This window comes from Novosphingobium gossypii, assembly GCF_050433305.1.
Taxonomy (GTDB): Bacteria; Pseudomonadota; Alphaproteobacteria; order Sphingomonadales; family Sphingomonadaceae; genus Novosphingobium; species Novosphingobium gossypii.
In genome coordinates this window covers 171,266-189,492 of the sequence record NZ_JBNPXM010000006.1, presented here as the reverse complement: position 1 = coordinate 189,492, position 18,227 = coordinate 171,266, and the positions used below count along the sequence as shown (strand labels likewise).

The window sequence follows — 18,227 nt, the reverse complement described above, 5'->3', positions numbered from 1 at the left end:
TATGCTGATGCGCCCCATGCTGCTCGCGGCCGCCGCACTCGTCCTTGCTCCCGCCCTTGCCTGCGTGCCTGAAGCCGCGCTGGCCTGGGGCGGCACCGCGCATACCGTCATCGACCGCGCCGCGATCGAGGCCATTCCTGCCGACGGCCCGGTGTTCCTGCGCAAGTATGAGGATTATATCGGCGCCTCCTCACTGCTGCCCGACAGCTGGCGCGGTAATTCGGAAAACTTTTCGAAGATCGAGGAAGACCCCAACCACGGCTGGTTCCGGGAGCAGTTAACGTTCCTGAAGCCGATTCCCCGGTCCCGCTACGAATTCGTCATCGCGCTCTACAAGCAGTACGAGAAGATCAAAGACAGCGACCCCGAGACCGCCGCGCGCACCAACGTGCGCTGGACCGGAACGCTGCCTTATGCCGCGATCGAGGCCTACGACCGGATCGTCGTGTGCATGCGCGCCATCCGCGCCGCCAATGCAGCGGGCGCCGATGCTTCGGTGCACGAACGGAACTGCGCCTTCGATGTCATCCGGCTGGGTCACTACATCGGCGACGGCGCCAACCCCATGCACGATTCGGTCAGCAGCGACGGCTGGCGTGGGCCCAACCCCAACGGCTACACTACCGACCGCAGCGTCCATGGCCGCTTCGAGAGCGCCTTTGTCGATGGCATGAAGCTGACCGTGGCGGATATTGCGCCGCGCATCGGCAAGCCCGGTCGCACGTCCGGCGACATGTTCGACGCGGTGCTCGCCTACCTCGACACCTCGGGCGACAAGGTGGGCGAAGTCTTCGCGCTGGAAAAGCGTGCCGGGTTCGCGGACTTCACCGACAGGGACGTGCGCGAGATGGTCTACGAACGCGCGGCGGCTGGCGCAACGATGCTGCGCGACATGCTGTGCCGCGCCTGGGCGGAAAGCGCCACGCCGCCGGCGAAGGTCGAGCCCTCGCCGATCGACTTCGCCAATCCGCGCTTCAACCCCGAAACCGGCTCCGCCCCGGACTGACGCCCGGACAGAAGCTCAGGCCGGCGAGGGCGGTCCAGCGCAGCGCGCACTCGGGCGTGCCGCGCGTGGCCCATGCCGAGCCGTTGCAGCAACACGATGGCGAACAGCGATCCGGAGAAAGGAATACCCAGCCCCAACGCCAGCATCCCCGCCTCGACGGTGGGGGTCTGGTCCTGCCCCGACACATAGCCCAGGCCCCCCAAGGCCCAGCCGATGAGCGCGGTGGCCGCCGCTCCGCTGGCCTTGACGGCCACGAGGTAGAACGCGAAAAGTCCCGTCTCCAGCCGCCGCCCATGGCGCAGCGCCACGAAATCGACGGCATTGGCCAGCAGGCCCCAGGGCAGCATGAACACGGACGCGAGCCCAAAGCCGATCACCGCTGCGCAGGCGGGCAGCGCCCAAGGCACGGACAGGCACAGGACGAACAGCAAAAGGCCGCTCGCGCTGACACCATGTCCCAGGGCGAGCAGCCGCGCCTGATCGATGCGCGCCGTCAACGCGGTCCAGCACAGCACGCCCGCGAACTGCCCCAGCGCCATCGTCAGCAGCAGCGTGGCGACCAGATCGGGACGGCCGAGCACATAAGTGCCGATGTAGAGGATCATCCGCCCGAATCCCGGCATCGCAAAACCGGTTACGATCGCCAGCAACCCCATTCCCACCACCAGCGGATCGCGCAGCGGCACACGGATGCTGTCTTCCATGGCGTCTCCGGGCTTGGGAGCGGCTTTGCCGGAAGTCAGGATGCAGGCGATCATAGTCAGTGCGAACAGCAGGCCCGCCACCGCGCCGGTCACCGCCAGCGCATCGAACGCACGGCTGCGGGCGGCATTCTGCACCAGTGGGGTCAGGATCATCGCCACGCACAGCGAACTGGCGGTGCTGAACAGCAGGCGATAGCCTGAAACCCGCCCGCGTGACCGGCTATCGGTGGTCATCTGCGCCATCAGCGCGTTGTGCGGCACGTCGATCACCGCATAGGCGCTGCGGAACACCAGCATCGCACCAGCCAGCACCCAGCCGGCGTGCAGGCCGGAGGCGGGCATGGCATAGAGCATCGCAAAGGCCATGGCGCAGGGCACGGTTCCTGCCGAGACCATCCAGCGATAGCCCCTGCCGCTGCGCCGCAACCGTATGACCAGCGAAGCCGCGACCAGATCGAATACCAGATCCCCTGCCAGCGCCACCAGCATCAGCGATCCCGCAGCCGTGGCGGAAATGCCGATCAGGTCGGTCATCAGGAACAGGATGGTCATGTCCGCCCCGGCGAAGACCAGCGCCTTGCCGAAATTCCCGGACGAATAGCCGAAAAGGCGCGCCTCTCTTGCAAGGAGCTGGCCGAGGGGAAGGGACGTCATGCGGTCCCGCGCCTTAGGGGGCGTTTATTGCAACTTTGCGACAGCGGGCGCAGGCGCGGGTTCACGCCCCGCCCGTGCCGCGAGGAGGACGGCGACCAGCCCCACCGCCGCCGTCGCGGCGCCTGCCAGCGCCACTGCCGGATAGCCCAGCCCGCCTGCGATCACGCCGCCGCCCAGCGCCGCGCCGAGGGCATTGCCGAGGTTGAACGCGCCGATGTTCACTGCGGATGCCAGATTGGGCGCATCGTGGGCTGCGCCGATCACCCGCACCTGCAGCGGCGGCACCAGTGCAAAGCTGGCGACGCCCCAGGCAAAGATCAGCACCGCACTTGCCCCGGCATGGTCCATCAGTATCGCGAACGCGACCAGTACGGCGCTGAGCGACGCCAGCGTCACGATCAGGGTGCGATCCACCGAGCGGTCGGCGAACTTGCCGCCCAGCCAGTTGCCGACCGTCAGCCCAAGGCCGTAGACGACCAGCATCGCCGTCACGAAGCTCAGCGAGGCGTGAGTTTCCTTACGCAGGATTGGCACGATGTAGGTGAATACCGTGAACATCGCGCTAGACCCCACGACGGTCAGGGCCAGTGCGCCCAGCACCGTGCCCCGGCCCAGCACGTGCAGTTCCGCCAACGGGTTGCCGCCGCTGGGAGCGGGCAGCGCGGGCAGGGTGATGCGGAGAGCCGCCATCGTCACCACGCCCAGCGCGGCAATGCCCCAGAACGACGCGCGCCAGCCCAGATGATCGCCTGCCCACGTCGCCAGAGGAACGCCCACGACATTGGCGATGGTCAGCCCCGCGAACATCGCCGCGACCGCGCTGGCCCGCTTTTCCTCAGGCACGAGGCCCGCTGCGACGATCGATCCCACGCCGAAGAACGCGCCATGGTTGAGCGACGTCAGCACGCGCGCCGCGAGCAGCAGGCCGTAGCTGTCCGAGACGGCCGCCAGCAGGTTGCCCGCCGTGAAGATCGCCGCCAGCCCGATCAGCAACCGACGCCGCGCGATGCGTCCGGTGGCGAGCGTCATCAGCGGTGCACCCAGCATCACGCCGATAGCATAGGCGCTGATGAGCAGGCCTGCCGTCGGGATCGACACGCCAAGATCGGTGGCGATCACGGGCAGCAGGCCCATCGGGGCGAATTCGGTCACGCCGATGCCGAAGGCGCCGACGGCAAGGGCCAGAAGGGCGGGATTGAGCTTCATCGCGGTGTCCTCAGACGAGCGGGGGCGCAAGACGGGCGAAGCCCTCCTGCTGCCGATAGGGGGCGTGGGGGTAGGGGGGCAGCACGGCGCTGGCAGCGTCCAGCGTCGCGACCTGCTCGGGCGTAAGTGCCCAGCCGACAGCGCCAAGGTTCTGCCGCAGCTGTCCCTCGTTGCGGGCGCCGATGATCACCGACGCCACCGTAGGCCGCCGCAACAACCAGTTGATCGCGACCTGCGGGACCGTCCTGCCGGTCTCCTGCGCGATTTCCTCCAGCGCATCGATCACCCGATAGAGCAGTTCGGCCTCCACCGGAGGCGCGAACTGTTCCGTTTCGTGAAGGCGGCTACCGGCGGGAACAGGGCGGTCGCGGCCGATCTTGCCGGTCAGGCGTCCCCAGCCCAGCGGGCTCCATACCAGCGCACCGATGCCCTCATCGGCGCCCAGCGGCATCAGGTCGGCCTCATAGGCACGCCCGATCAGCGAATAGTAGACCTGGTGCGCGACAAGGCGCGGCAACCCCTGCCGCTCGGCAATCGCCTGCGCCTTCATCAGCTGCCAGCCGGGATAATTGGAAACGCCCGCATAGCGCACCTTGCCTGCAGCGATCAGCATGTCGAGCGTGCCCATTAGCTCTTCCGTCGGGGTGGATGCATCGAAGGCGTGCAGCTGGAGCAGGTCGATATGATCGGTGCCCAGGCGCCGCAGCGACGCTTCCACCGCTCGTATCAGGCGGCTGCGCGATGCGCCCCAGTCCTGCGGGCCGTCGCCCATTGGCAGGCCGGTCTTGGTGGAGATTAGCACCTTATCGCGGCGGCCACGGATCGCTTCGCCCAAGATTTCCTCCGACGCGCCGCCGGAATAGACGTCGGCGGTGTCGAACAGGGTGACGCCTGCTTCAAGGCAGATGTCGATCAGCCGCCGCGCTTCCGCCGCGTCGCTGCGGCCCCAGGCGCCGAACAGCGGTCCCTCCCCGCCAAAGGTGCCCGTGCCGAAGCTGAGCGCGGGCACCCGCAGGCCCGAAGTTCCCAGTTGCCGATATTCCATATGCGCAGTCCTGTTGTTGCAGCGCATAGATGGACCCGGACGTCGTGCCGGTGTAGAGCGCCCGTACGCGAAGGATTTGTGCATTGAACGCAAAGCTGGGAAATGGAACCGACCGTGCCCGCGCGCTCGCGCTGTTCGTTGCGGTGGTGGAGCAGGGCAGCTTTTCCGCCGCCGCGCGCGAACTGGACATGAGCCCCTCGGCAGTTGGCCGGGCCATCGACCGGATCGAGGCGCGGCTGGGTATCCGGCTGCTGCTGCGATCCACGCGCGCGTTGACGCTCACCGCCGAAGGGCAGGCCTATCTGCAGGCGGCGCGCCGGATTCTTGCCGACCTTGACGAGGCCGAGCAGCAGATCGCCGACCAAGGCGTGCCCCGAGGGCGGCTGCGGATCAGCGCGGCGCTGGCGCACGGGCGGCTGTGCGTGGTGCCGTTGCTCGGAGAATTCGCGGCCCTCTATCCACACATCCTGATCGATGTGGTCCTGAGCGACGGGCTAGTCGATATCGCCGCCGGGGAGGCCGACGTCGCGATTCGCTTCGGGCGGCTTGCCGACAGCAACCTCACGGCACGCCGTCTGGGCGAGACGAGCCGGGTCATCGTCGCCTCGCCGGACTATCTGGCGGCCAACGGCACGCCGCAGGTGCCCGAAGACCTCCACCGCTTCAACTGCCTGAACTTCAACTTCCGCCGCGCCGAGCCGGTCTGGCCGTTCCGCCGCGACGGGCAGGACTTCGCCTTGTCCGTGCGCGGCAACATCGAGGCGAACAACGGCGAGACGCTGGGCCAACTGGCTGCCGCAGGGGTGGGCATCGCCCGCGTCGGCACGTTCAGCGTCCTTGACGAGCTGGAAAAGGGACGGTTGGTGCCGATCCTCGAAGCCTACAATCCGGGCGATGTGGAGACGATCCACGCGGTTTTCGTCGGCGGTGCCAGCATGCCCGCGCGCGTACGCGTGTTCGTGGACTTCCTGGCGGAGCGGCTGCGCTAAGGGGTCAGGCCGGAACCTTCATCCGCTTGTTGATGGTGATATCGAAGCTGACGCCCGGAAAGCGCACACAGGTTCCGTCCGCGTCCAGCACCGCGCGGCCTTGTGCGGAAACCCACTGCACCTGCCCGTCCGCCCCCAGGATGCGGTACTCGGTGCAGTAGCTGTCGCCAAACCGCACGGTCGCCTCGATCTGGGATTTTACCAGCGGCAGGTCGTCCGGATGGATGCAGGCGAGGAAATCGTCGAGCGCGGTTCCCTGCGCCGCACGGTCGGGATCGACGTTGTAGATCAGGGCGAAGCGTTCGTCCGTGGTCAGCCGGTTGTTCCGCACGTCCCAGTCCCACGATCCGATGGCGTCGCCCTTGGCCAGCGCGGCATGCAGCTGTTCGGCGGCGGTGCTGCGTGCCTGCTCGGCGCGGACCTGCTCCGTCGTCTCGCGGGTGATGCACAGCAGCCCGACGACGGCACCATGATCGTCCCTGACCGGGGAATAGGTGAAGGTCCACCAGCTTTCGTCGGGCAGTCCGGCCCGGCGTATATCGAGCCGGGTATCGACCATCTCGATGCTCTCCCCCGACAGAGTTCGGGTCACGAGGGGTTCGATATCGGCCCAGATATCGTGCCACAACTCCCTGAAGGGCCGCCCCATCGCTCCTGCGGCCCGCTGCCCGAGGATGGGGCGATAGGCGTCGTTGTAGAACGAAAGAAGGTCCGGACCCCATGCCAGGAACATGGGGGAAGGGCACGCCAGCAGAGCCGACAGCAGCGCGATCAACGCCGGAGGCCAGTCTTCGATCTCGCCCACGCCGGTTCCGGTCCAGTCCGTGTCAGCGATTTCGCGTCCCGCTGTGGTTGCGTGCAGTTGCTCCCTGAACGAAGCGCCCCTCATCCCTTTTCGACCTCACCGGCAATCCACCCGACCCGATCGTCGGGGGATTGCCGGTAACGCCTTTTACCGTGCGTGCTCAATAATCTGGATCAGCCTGATCCAGATACCTCAGTCCAGGAATGCCCGCATGATGCGCGACCTGCTGGGGTGCTTGAGCTTGCGCAGCGCCTTCGCTTCGATCTGGCGGATACGTTCGCGCGTCACCGAGAACTGCTGGCCGACTTCCTCCAGCGTGTGGTCGGTGTTCATGCCGATGCCGAAGCGCATGCGCAGCACGCGTTCCTCACGCGGGGTGAGGGAGGAGAGCGTGCGGGTGATCATCTCCTTGAGGTTCGACTGGATCGCCGCGTCCACCGGGATGACCGCGTTGGCATCCTGGATGAAATCGCCCAGATGCGAATCCTCCTCGTCGCCGATCGGCGTGTCCAGCGAGATCGGCTCCTTGGCGATCTTGAGCACGCGCTGGACCTTTTCCAGCGGCATCGACAGCCGTTCGGCCATCTCTTCCGGTGTCGGTTCACGGCCTTCGTCGTGCAGGAACTGACGGCTGGTGCGCACCAGCTTGTTGATCGTCTCGATCATGTGGACCGGGATGCGGATCGTGCGGGCCTGATCCGCGATCGAACGCGTGATCGCCTGCCTGATCCACCACGTGGCATACGTCGAGAACTTGTAGCCGCGGCGGTACTCGAACTTGTCTACCGCCTTCATCAGGCCGATGTTGCCTTCCTGCACCAGGTCGAGGAACTGCAGGCCGCGGTTGGTGTACTTCTTCGCCAGCGAGATGACGAGTCGCAGGTTCGCCTCGACCATTTCCTTCTTGGCGATTCGCGCCTCGCGCTCACCCTTCTGGACCATGTTGACGATGCGCCCGAACTCGGGGAGTGACATGCCGGTGGCGCCGGCGATGTCGGACACTTCGGAACGGATACGCTCGACCGGATCGGCCTCGTTCGCCGCAAAGGCCGCCCACTTCTTGTCCTTGCCGGCCATCGCCGACAGCCAGGTATCGTCCAGTTCCCGGCCGATGTAGGCTTCGAGGAAGTCGGCGCGCTTGACCTTGTGGCGCTCGGCCAGACGCAGCATCTGCCCGCCCAGCGTCGTCAGACGGCGGTTGAAGGCATAGAGGCTTTCGACCAGCTGCTCGATTCGGGCCGCGTGGAACTGCACCGATTCCATCTGCGCGGTCAGGTCTTCGCGCAGCTGCTGGTAGCTGTCTTCCTTGGCCGCAGGGAAATCGATGCCGAGGGCCAGCGCGTCCAGACGCTCCTGCTGGAGCGTCTCGAACGAGCGGAACAGTTCGGTGATGAGCGCGAACTTTTCCAGTGCCTCGGGCGTCAGCGCCGCTTCCATCTCGGCCAGCGAGAGGGTGTTGTCCTCGTCGTCGTCCTCGGTCTGGCGCTTGGCAATCGGGTTGCCGTCCTCGTCGAACTCCTCTGCCGTCTCCTCGTCCGAGCTGTCCTTGTCGGTGAACGAAGGGCCGGCTGCGGCCTCGGTGATCTCGCCGTCGGCGCCGCCCTCTTCGTTGAGGGTGTCCAGCTGGGGCTCCTTCGAGAGCATCGCGTCGAGATCGAGGATTTCGCGCAGCTGCATCTGGCCGTCGTTCAGCGCCTGCGACCAGCCGATGATGGCGTGGAAGGTCAGCGGGCTTTCGCACAGGCCCTGGATCATCATGTAGCGCCCGGCTTCGATGCGCTTGGAAATCGCCGCTTCGCCAGCCCGGCTCAGCAGTTCCGCTGCGCCCATTTCCTGCAGGTACATGCGCACCGGATCGTCCGAGCGGCCAGCGGTGTCAGCTTTCTTGCTGTCCGCCGCGCGCCGGGTGGCGCGTTCGCCGGAGCCGTCGAACTCGTTGTCCTCGTCGCGGTCGGTATCCGCCGCATCGCGATCGATGCCTGGCTCGCCGTCCTCGGAGTCGCCGTCGTCCTCGTCGTCCTCGACGATGTTGACGCCCATGGCCGAGATCGCGGCCATGATGTCCTCGATCTGGTCGGCGGACATCTTGTCCTGCGGCAAAGCGGCGTTAAGTTCGCTTACGGTGATGACGCCGCGGCGCTTGGCGCGGGCGATGAACTGCTCGATCGAACCCTTGTCGAGGTCGATGAGCGATGCATCGCTGTCTGTTTCGTGGTCGTTGTCGCTCATAGTCCTGCCATTATCCGATAGTCTGCCCTTTGGCCGGTGCAGCGGCCATGAGCAAGACGAGTTTGTCTGGGGCCTTGCCCCAACCTGCGGCTTGACGCCAGCCTTCTCTCAAGCTGTAGTCATCTGCCCAATTCCCTGATATTGTATCTGTAAGGCATGATTGCATCAGGCGCTCGCTCGATTTTCTAGACCTTGCCTTGAAGCTCTGCGTGCTGCGTTCGCGCGCATGGGCCAATTATTTCCGAGCGCAGCGAAGGAATTTTTAAGTTATGTCATTCGACCGAGGAAACCGGGGCGGCAGCCGCGACAGGTTTGGCGGCGGCAACGATCGCTTTGGTGGCGGCAATGACCGTTTTGGTGGTGGCGACCGGTTCGGCGGCGGCGATCGTTTCGGTGGCGGTGACCGCTTCGGCGGCGGCGGCCAGCGCGGCGGCTTCGGCGGCCAGCGCAGCGGCGGTTTCGGCGGTGGGCGCGGCAACAGCGCTCCGGCGACCGTGATTGGCCAGGGCAGCGGCACCGTCAAGTTCTTCAACCCGGACAAGGGCTTCGGCTTCATCGTCCGTGATGATGGCGGCGACGACGCGTTCGTGCACATCAGCGCCGTCGAGGCCGCCGGCCTCTCGACGCTGGGCGAAGGCCAGCAGCTGGAGTTCCAGCTGGTGGATCGTGGCGGCAAGGTCTCCGCGACCGAGCTGACCATCGTCGGCGACATCGTTGCCGCACCTGCACGTCGCGATTCGTTCCAGTCGAACTCGCAGCCGCGCAGCACCGGCGAAAAGACCACGGGCACCGTGAAGTTCTTCAACGCCACCAAGGGCTTCGGCTTCATCACCCGTGATGACGGCCAGCCCGATGCGTTCGTGCACATCACCGCTGTCGAGCGTTCGGGCCTTGCCGGGCTGCAGGACGGCGACCAGCTCGAATTCGAGATCGAGATCGATCGTCGCGGAAAGCCGGCTGCCGTCAACCTGACGATGCGCTGATTTTTCCGCCGGTTCCGGGTCGCATGTCGGCCCGGAACCGGCGATTCGCATGGCGTCAGGATCGCGCCGTGCGCCAGAGCGGAATCGCCTGCGCAAGGTCGTTGCGAATCGCGGTGGCGGCAACGCCTGCCTCGCCCATCGCATGGCTTATCTGGTCAAGACCCTTGGCCACGTCCCCCGCCGCATAAAGACCGCTGACGGAAGTTCGCTGGTGATCGTCGACCACCAGGCAACCATCTTTCGTCGCGTTTGCGCCCAGCATCAGCGCCAGTTCCGAGCGGATGACGGATCCCAGCGCCGGATAAGCGGTGTCGAACGCCAGTTCTCCCTCGGGGGTGGTCACAAGGATGCGATCGTCGTCCGGCCTGATGGGTGTGCAGGGGCCATCGACTACCGATACACCCGCCTCTTGCAGTTTGGCCCGTTCCTCGACGGACAGCGCGTGCCCCCCATCGGGCGAAACCAGCGTCACGTCCGGGGTATACATGCGCAGGAACAGCGCTTCGCGCACGGCATGATCCCCGCTGCCGATCACCGCCACGCGTCGGTCGGTCACTTCGTAGCCATCGCAGATCGGGCAATATCGCAGCAGACCGCGCGCTAGCGCTGCGTCATGCAGGTCCGGATCGATCGGCGGACAGCGGTTCACCACGCCGGTGGCAAGCAGCACGCTGCGCGCAGCGATTTCGACGCCGTTGCCGGTGGCGACAAACAGCTCTCCTTCTTTCTGCAGCCGGTCGATCGTGCCATGCCGCACCTCCACGCCGAATTCGGTGGCCTGTTCGCGCATCCGGGCCAGCAGTTCACTGCCGGAAATGCCACCCGGAAATCCGGCATGATTGCGGGTATGCGGGATCATCGCGGCCCGGCTGTTGCCCGCATCGACGATGAGGGTGCGAAGATGAAAGCGCGCCAGATAGATGGCGGCGGTGAGCCCCGCCGGCCCCGCGCCGATCACCAGACAATCCATCGGTCCATCCATGCGCGCTCAAAGGCATCGCAGGGACGAGGGTTCCCGATCGTGGCCCAAGTCCGGCGCGGGCGGGGCGGTTCCTTAACCTGCCATCAGATCTCGCACGACCCTTTCGCCAACTATGGCACTTTACCAGCGAATCGCGTTTTCGGGTAAAGTGCCATAGCTGCAAAATCTCAATTTGGGGTCAGTGCAGGGATTCACATGGCACCCGGGCCGCGCTAGATTCGTGGTATGTTCCATCAGCTTGACCTCTTCGAACCCCGTCGGCGCGATGTCCGGCGGCTCGACATGCCCGCCGTGGTCGAGAAGATCATGACGGTTTCGCCCCGCCCCCGCTACACGTTGATCGTGCTCAACCTGCTGGCGAAGGCGGCAGACACGAAGGGCGTCGCCGGCCCCTACATCCTGGATGACGGGGGATCGGTGCCGGTGCGCGACTGGCTTGGCAAGGCGATGATCCCCATGGCCCAGCGCCATCATCGCCGGCAGGCGATCCGCAACAAACTGATGGCCGACCTCAAGGCGCGCGGAACACTGCCGGAGGATCCTCGGGCCGTTGACGATCTGCTGGAAACGCTGATGAAGGACCGTCTGCGCCAGTCAGCCCGGTGCAGCGTAAGCCGCGCCGTGTCCGATCTGGTCCGCGCGGGCCTGCTGCAGCGGCATTACCAGGGCTACTGTGTCGATCATGTCAATCGCGGCGCCCAGCGGGAAGCCGTCTATACACTGTTGCCCGAAGTCAGGGCTGCCCTCTCATGACGGTGGGGCCGCACCAGGGAAGCAGGTCATTGCCTGCATGGCAGATTTCTCCTTGCGGGGATTAAAAAATAAAATTGATTGATTAAATCGTCGGGGTGCTTAGGACACTGTGCCTCTGCCCGGCCGGATCATCCAAGGGACGCACAAGCGGCCATCGGCGCGGGATCTGGCACAGGAGCGGGGAGAACGATGAAGCGTATCGCAGGGGTCGAACTGGGCGGCACCAAATGCATCGTGGTTCTCGCCGACGGGGCAGGAACCATCCTGTCGCAGGAAACTATCCCGACGCTTGACCCCGCTGCCACGCTCGGCGCCATTGAGGCTCGCCTGGATGCATGGGCGCAGGCCGGTGGTTTCGACGCGCTGGGGATTGCGTCGTTCGGGCCGCTCGATCTTGATCCCTCATCCGCAACTTACGGCAACATCACCAGCACCGCGAAGCCCGGCTGGCGCGACACGCCCGTCGCCAACCGCCTGGCTGCGCGTTATGGCGTGGCGACAGCCTTCGACACCGACGTGAACGGCGCTGCCTTTGCCGAGCGCCGCTGGGGCGCGGGGCGGGGGCTGGACGACCTGGCTTACGTCACGGTGGGGACAGGCGTCGGCGTCGGCCTGATCATCAATGGTCGTGCGACGAGGGGCATTGGCCATTGCGAGGCAGGCCATATGCGCGTTGCGCGCCTCGACGGCGGTGGCAGCGCTTCGGACGTGGATCGCTGGCCCGGCATTTGCCCTTATCATGGGGACTGCGTGGAAGGTCTGGCGTCCGGTCCGGCAGTGGCCGCCCGCACAGGGCGCGAAGGCCACCTGCTCGAAGACGACGATCCGGTCTGGAACGAGGTGGTCGAAGCACTGGCGCAGATGACGCAGGCCATCGTGTCGCTCGCCGGTCCGCGGCGCATTTTGTTCGGCGGGGGCGTGCTGACGTCGCGCCCGATCCTGATTGCCCGCATCGAGCAGCGGGTGAGGGAACTGGTAGGCAGCTACCTGACGCTTCCCACGCACGAGTTCATCCGCGCGCCGGGACTCGGCGCCTTGGCCGGTGCGCTGGGGCCGATTGCGCTGGCGTTGGCGGATACTCACGGGATTGTCAGCGAACTGAAATCTTAACAATTTGATATTACAGAATTTTGTCGCTTGATCCATTTAATAAAAAAAATTGCGGAATGTATCTTGTGGGTCTTTGCGCTTTGGCCTTATCCTGCAGGAAAGACAGTGCGTTCGGCGTCGCATCGAACCGGTCCAAGATGAGGGGACATGAACATGAAGCATAAGATTTCAGGGAACATGCTGCGCGCCACTCTGGCCGCATCGACGATGCTGATCGCGCCTGCCCTGGCGACCCAGGCGTCCGCGCAGGAAGCTGCCGCTCCGGCGACGCCGGCGCCTCAGCCTGAAGCCGCGCCGCAGGGCGACATCGTCGTCACCGGATCGCGCATCACCAGCAGCGGCTTCACCGCGCCGACCCCGACGCAGGTTCTCACCACCGAAGACCTGACCAAGAACGCGCAGCCCAACGTCTTTACAACCGTGGCGCAGCTGCCCTCGCTTCAGGGCAGCACCGGCGCATCGGTCGGCGCGAACGGCACCTCCACCGGCGTTCAGGGCCTCAGCACGCTCAGCCTGCGCGGCCTGCAGCCGATTCGCACCCTGACCCTGCTGGATGGCCAGCGCGTGGTCGGCGCCAACGTCACCGGCGTGGCCGACGTGAGCCTGTTCCCTCAGCTGCTGATCAAGCGCGTGGACGTGGTCACCGGCGGTGCATCCGCCTCCTACGGGTCGGACGCGGTGGGCGGCGTCGTCAACTTCGTCACCGATACCCGGTTCGAAGGCGTGCGTACCAACGTGCTGGGCGGCATCAGCACCTATGGCGACAACGTAAACTACACGTTCCAGGCAGCCGCGGGCAAGGCGTTCCTGGATGATCGCCTGCATGTCATCGTCAGCGGCGAATACAGCCATGAGGACGGCATTCCCAGCGCCGGGTTCGGCGTCGGCAACGACCCGCGCGGCGATGGTCCGAACGGGCGCGACTGGCTGGTGGCGACCGGCCTCATCAATCGCGGCGTCATGAACGACGGTCGCCCGCAATACCTCTACCGCCAGCATGTGCAGTCCAGCCTCAACGGGCTTTACGGTCTCATCACCTCGGGCCCGCTGGCCGGCACCGCCTTTGACAAGAGCGGCAATCCCTACCCGTTCCAGTACGGCACCGAATGCTACAACGGATCGTGCGTCGGCGGTGATCTGTCTGGCAGCGTGGCCAACGGCAACAGCCTGATGTCGGAAATCTCGCGCCTCAACGGCTATGGCCGCATCGGCTTCGACATCGATCCCGACAACGAGATCTACACCACCGTCAACATCGCGCGTGTGCGCACCAGTAACACGCCGAACCCGGGCTTTGCGCAGTTCGGCAACCTGACGATGCAGTGCTCGAACCCCTACGTCCCGGCCTCGATCCAGGAGGCCTGTGCGGCAAACGGGATCACCAGCTTCGGTTATGGCGTCAACAATGCCATGTTCGACAACATCGACGTCGACACCCAGCGTCAGCAGTACCGTTTCGTGGCAGGCGCCAAGGGCAAGTTCGAGGCGCTCGGCACCGACTGGCGCTATGACGCCTACTACGAGCACGGCACCGAGATCACCGACATCAACGTGTCGAACATCGCGTTGATGCCGCGCTATCGTGCCGCAATCAACGCCGTGCGCGGCGCCGATGGCGTGATCCGCTGCGCCGATCCGGTGGCGGCGGCGAACGGCTGCGTTCCGGTCAACATCTTCGGCGGTGACACCCCCAGCGATGCGGCGCGCGAATATATCCAGCCAAGCTACGGCCCGTTCCAGCACACCCGCCAGACGCAGGACGTCGCCAGCGTGGCCTTCAACGGAGAGCCGTTCTCGGTTCCCGCAGGCCCCGTATCGGTGGCATTCGGCGGCGAATACCGGCACGAATTCTACCGCGTCACGGCCGACCCCTACGGCAACGGCGTCAACGGCGCGACCGGCTCGGCCTACTCGGACCTCTACCCGGCGGACCCGGTGCTCGACCGCAACGGCGGCAACTGGTACGCGGGCAATTATCGCAACGGCACCGGCGCATACGACGTCTACGAAGGCTTCCTGGAGCTGAACGTGCCGATCTTCAATTCGGACGCTATCGGCAAGGCGAACCTCAACGCCGCCGGTCGTGGCACGCATTACAGCACGTCGGGCACCGTCTGGACGTGGAAGGTCGGCGGCACCTGGAACACCCCGCTTGACGGGATCACCCTTCGCGGCGTCACATCGCGCGATATCCGTGCGCCGAACCTCAGCGAACTGTTCGCGGCACCTGTTACCAGCAACCGCACCGGCACCATCGACCCGTTCAACAACCGTGTCGTCACCGTGCTGCAGACGACCACCGGCAACCCGAACCTGACGCCGGAAATTGCCCGCAACACCGAACTGGGCATCGTCCTGTCCCAGCCCAAGTGGCTGCCCGGCTTCAGCCTGTCGTTCGACTACTTCCACATCAAGATCGACGACGCCATCGCTGCGCTGGACGCACAGACCCAGATCAACCTGTGCTACGGCGGCGTGCAGTTCACCTGCGGGTCGTTCGACCTTTCGGACCCGAACGCATCCTACGTGACGGTGCAGCCGTTCAACTTCGCGTCGATCAAGACCGACGGCTTCGATGTCGAGGCGAGCTACCAGACCGATCTTGAAGGGATCGGCCTGCCGGGCAAGCTGACGCTGCGCGCGCTGGCGACGCACACGATGAACTTCATCACCGATCGCGGCCTGCCGGGCACGATCCCGATCCAGGGGGCCGGCGTCAACATCGAGGCGGGTGCGATCCCGCACTGGAAGGTCATGGCGTCGCAGGACTACAGCACCGACAAGTTCTCCGTGCGCTTCCAGGAACGCTGGTTCAGCGCGGGCGTGCTTTCCAACGAATACGTGGTCTGCACCAGCAACTGCCCGGTCTCGACCGTCAACAACCCGACCATCGACTACAACCGCGTGCCGGGTGCGTTCTACGTGGACTTCAGCACGTCGTACCAGCTGACGGATGCGGTTCAGGCCTATTTCAAGGTCGACAACCTGTTCAACAAGGATGCCGCGAACGTTCCGGGCAACGTCACCACGCCGACGCTCTACGACGTGATCGGTCGCGCCTTCCGCATCGGCGTTCGCGCGGACTTCTAAGGACTGCCGGATGCGGGCCGCGCCGTTGGCGTGGCCCGCATCCCTTTTATCACGGGGAAGGGGGGGCACGATGCTGTCGTTACTGTTGATTGCGGCGCAGGCTCCGGTTCAGGCCGACACGCCCTCTCCCGCACAGGACGTCATCGAGCGCACAATCGCCTCGATGACGCTCGAGGAAAAGGCCGCACAGCTTGGCAGCAGTGCGCCCGCTTTGCTTAAGGCCGACCTGCCCGCCTATGATTACTGGAGCGAGGGACTGCACGGCTTCGCGCGCGATGGAATCGCCACCGTCTTCCCGCAGGCTGTCGGGCTGGCGGCAAGCTGGGATCCGGCGTTGCTGGAACAGGTCGGCACGGTCGTCTCCACAGAGGCGCGCGCGCATTACAATGCCCTGCCGCGCAAGGCCGACCGCAGGCGTTTCGGCGGGCTGCACATCTGGTCGCCCAACATCAACATCTTCCGCGATCCGCGCTGGGGCCGTGGACAGGAAACCTATGGCGAAGACCCGCACCTGACCGCCCGGCTGGGTATCGCCTTTGTGCGCGGCATCCAGGGGCCGGACCCGGCGCACCCGCGCGCCATTGCCACGCCCAAGCACTTCGCCGCGCATTCCGGGCCGGAAGTGGGCCGTAACAGCTTCGATGCCGATATCCCTGCCCGCGATATGGCGAGCACCTATACCCCCGCCTTTCGCGCCACGCTGACCGAAGGGCAGGCGCTGTCGACGATGTGCGCGTACAATTCGCTGCACGGCATCCCGGCCTGCGCGTCGCAGGCGCTGCTGACGGACAAGCTGCGCAATGCCTGGGGCTTTCGCGGGCTGGTCGTGTCGGACTGCGACGCGGTGGGCTACATCACGACATTCCATTACTATACACCCGACCTGCCCACGGCGGCGGCGGCGGCGCTGAAAGCCGGGACCGACGTGGACTGCGGCCCCAGCTACGACGCGCTTCCCGAAGCGGTCCGCAAGGGGCTGGTGCCGGAAAGCCTGCTGGACACCTCGCTGCGCCGCACGTTCGCCTCGCGCGCGGCGCTGGGCATCGCGTTCAGGCAGACCAGCCCGTGGGACCGGATCAAGCCCGCGCAGAACGACAGCCGCGCCAACCGCGCGCTGGCGCTGGAAGCGGCGGAAAAGTCGCTGGTGCTGTTGACCAACCGCAACCGCCTGCCGCTGAAAGCAGGCACGCGCATCGCAGTGATCGGCCCGAACGCGGATTCGCTGGACGTGCTGGAGGGCAACTATCACGGCACCGCTGCCGCCCCCGTCACGCCGCTGGAAGGGCTGCGCGCCCGCTTCGGCGCGGCCAGCGTGCGCTATGCGCAGGGCAGCGGCCTTGCCGAAGGCGTACCGTTGCCGGTACCGGAAACGGCGCTGTCCGCAGACGGTGTGCAGGGCTTGCGGGGCGCCTATTTCGCGACGGCCGACATGACCGGCGCGCCGGTCGTCACGCGGCAGGATCGGAGGATCGACTTCGACTGGGACCGTGCACCGCCCGCCGGACTGAAGCAGGACGCCTATGCCGTGCGCTGGACCGGTCAGCTGACCGCTCCGGCGGCGGGCGCCTATCGCCTGCGCCTCGATGTGCCGCGCTGCTTCGACTGCGAGGGCCACGATCCGGTCAAGCTGTGGATCGATGGCAAGCTGGTGATCGACGACGACGGCAGCGACGCCAACGTGGAAACCGCCATCGACTTCGCGGGGGCAGGGCCGCACGACATCCGCATCGACTATGTCCACAGGAGCGCCGACGGCGGCATCGGCCTGCGCTGGGTCGCCCCTGCCGAGGCGCAACGGGCAGAAGCGCTGGCCGTCGCCCACGATGCCGACGTGCTGGTGGTCTTCACCGGTCTTTCCCCGACGCTGGAGGGAGAGGCGCTGAAGCTGGAGGTTCCGGGCTTCAACGGCGGCGACCGCACCGCGATTGAGCTGCCCGCACCGCAGCGCGATCTGCTGGCGGCGCTGGCGACGGCCGGCAAGCCCGTCGTCGTGGTGCAGCTGACCGGATCGGCCATCGCCGATACCTGGAGCAAGGCCAACGCCGATGCAGTGGTCAACGCCTGGTATCCGGGGCAGGCGGGCGGCACCGCCATCGCGCGCGTACTGGCGGGCGACGTCAACCCGGCGGGCCGCCTCCCGGTGACGTACTACGCCGCCACCCGCGATCTGCCGCCCTACATCGATTACAACATGAAGGAGCGTACCTATCGCTTCTTCACCGGCAAGCCGCTCTATCCCTTCGGCCACGGTCTTAGCTACACGACGTTCGCCTATGCCGGGGCAGCCACCGCCAGCGTGGCAGCAGGGCAGCCCCTGCGGGTCACGGTTAAGGTGGCGAACACCGGTCCGCGCGATGGCGACGAAGTGGTGCAGGCGTACCTGGTGCCGGTGGCCGAGCAGCCGACGGCGCGCACGCTGGCGCAGTTGCAGCGCCAGCTGGTCGCTTTCCGCCGGGTCGGCATCAAGGCGGGCAAGACCAGCGAGGTCGTGCTCGACATCGATCCGCGCAGCCTCAGCATCGTCGATCCCCTGGGGGAACGCGCCGTGGTGCCGGGGGCCTACCGGCTGTTCGTCGGCGGCGGCCAGCCCGGTGACGCGCCCGGTGTGTGGAGCGACATCACCATCACCGGCGACCGCATGGTTCTGCCCGGTTAAGATGAAACAAGCGGA

At 66.0% G+C, this 18,227-nt stretch carries 12 protein-coding genes and 1 pseudogene; 7 read left to right on the top strand and 6 right to left on the bottom strand.

Annotated elements, in window-relative coordinates; translation table 11 throughout:
• The first annotated feature begins 1 nt into the window (after position 1).
• On the top strand, positions 2 to 1,006 hold the full coding sequence (locus GGR40_RS13235) for a phospholipase C/P1 nuclease family protein (protein ID WP_429276709.1): 1,005 nt from the start codon (positions 2 to 4) through the stop codon (positions 1,004 to 1,006).
• 95 nt (positions 1,007 to 1,101) lie between these two features.
• Here GGR40_RS13235 and GGR40_RS13230 read toward each other — a convergent pair.
• The 3 genes and pseudogenes from GGR40_RS13230 to GGR40_RS13220 form a co-directional block, all read right to left on the bottom strand.
• A pseudogene (locus GGR40_RS13230) lies at positions 1,102 to 2,364 on the bottom strand (MFS transporter); the annotation flags it as partial.
• A 24-nt stretch (positions 2,365 to 2,388) separates the two neighbouring features.
• Complete coding sequence (locus GGR40_RS13225) at positions 2,389 to 3,570, bottom strand: MFS transporter (RefSeq protein ID WP_429276708.1); 1,182 nt, start codon at positions 3,568 to 3,570, stop codon at positions 2,389 to 2,391.
• Between the two features lie 10 nt (positions 3,571 to 3,580).
• Positions 3,581 to 4,615 (bottom strand): aldo/keto reductase, encoded by a 1,035-nt coding sequence (locus tag GGR40_RS13220; protein ID WP_429276707.1) that lies wholly within the window; start codon positions 4,613 to 4,615, stop codon positions 3,581 to 3,583.
• Positions 4,616 to 4,698: 83 nt separating this feature from the next.
• Between GGR40_RS13220 and GGR40_RS13215 the strand changes: the two genes are divergently transcribed.
• On the top strand, positions 4,699 to 5,604 hold the full coding sequence (locus tag GGR40_RS13215; RefSeq protein ID WP_429276706.1) for a LysR substrate-binding domain-containing protein: 906 nt from the start codon (positions 4,699 to 4,701) through the stop codon (positions 5,602 to 5,604).
• Positions 5,605 to 5,608: 4 nt separating this feature from the next.
• Here the strand turns inward: GGR40_RS13215 and GGR40_RS13210 are convergent, their stop codons facing one another.
• Both GGR40_RS13210 and rpoD read right to left on the bottom strand, forming a co-directional pair.
• Positions 5,609 to 6,493 carry a PAS domain-containing protein gene (locus tag GGR40_RS13210; RefSeq protein ID WP_429276705.1) on the bottom strand — a complete coding sequence of 295 codons (885 nt, stop codon included), beginning with the start codon at positions 6,491 to 6,493 and terminating at the stop codon, positions 5,609 to 5,611.
• 108 nt (positions 6,494 to 6,601) lie between these two features.
• Positions 6,602 to 8,638: an RNA polymerase sigma factor RpoD gene (gene rpoD, locus GGR40_RS13205; RefSeq protein ID WP_429276704.1), complete on the bottom strand. Its 2,037-nt coding sequence runs from the start codon at positions 8,636 to 8,638 to the stop codon at positions 6,602 to 6,604.
• A gap of 269 nt (positions 8,639 to 8,907) precedes the next feature.
• On the opposite strand from rpoD, the gene GGR40_RS13200 reads away from it, so the two are divergent.
• Positions 8,908 to 9,621: a cold-shock protein gene (locus GGR40_RS13200; protein ID WP_429276703.1), complete on the top strand. Its 714-nt coding sequence runs from the start codon at positions 8,908 to 8,910 to the stop codon at positions 9,619 to 9,621.
• A 55-nt stretch (positions 9,622 to 9,676) separates the two neighbouring features.
• On the opposite strand, the gene GGR40_RS13195 is transcribed toward GGR40_RS13200, so the two are convergent.
• Positions 9,677 to 10,603, bottom strand: coding sequence for an NAD(P)/FAD-dependent oxidoreductase (locus GGR40_RS13195; protein ID WP_429276702.1), 927 nt, complete (start codon positions 10,601 to 10,603; stop codon positions 9,677 to 9,679).
• 225 nt (positions 10,604 to 10,828) lie between these two features.
• On the opposite strand from GGR40_RS13195, the gene GGR40_RS13190 reads away from it, so the two are divergent.
• From GGR40_RS13190 to GGR40_RS13175, 4 genes are all read left to right on the top strand, one after another.
• A complete protein-coding gene (locus tag GGR40_RS13190) occupies positions 10,829 to 11,356 on the top strand; it encodes a hypothetical protein (protein WP_429276701.1) in 528 nt (175 codons plus the stop codon).
• A gap of 189 nt (positions 11,357 to 11,545) precedes the next feature.
• Positions 11,546 to 12,466, top strand: coding sequence for an ROK family protein (locus GGR40_RS13185; protein ID WP_429276700.1), 921 nt, complete (start codon positions 11,546 to 11,548; stop codon positions 12,464 to 12,466).
• 147 nt (positions 12,467 to 12,613) lie between these two features.
• Positions 12,614 to 15,556 (top strand): TonB-dependent receptor plug domain-containing protein, encoded by a 2,943-nt coding sequence (locus tag GGR40_RS13180; RefSeq protein ID WP_429276699.1) that lies wholly within the window; start codon positions 12,614 to 12,616, stop codon positions 15,554 to 15,556.
• Positions 15,557 to 15,626: 70 nt separating this feature from the next.
• On the top strand, positions 15,627 to 18,212 hold the full coding sequence (locus GGR40_RS13175) for a glycoside hydrolase family 3 protein (RefSeq protein ID WP_429276698.1): 2,586 nt from the start codon (positions 15,627 to 15,629) through the stop codon (positions 18,210 to 18,212).
• Positions 18,213 to 18,227 lie beyond the last annotated feature (15 nt).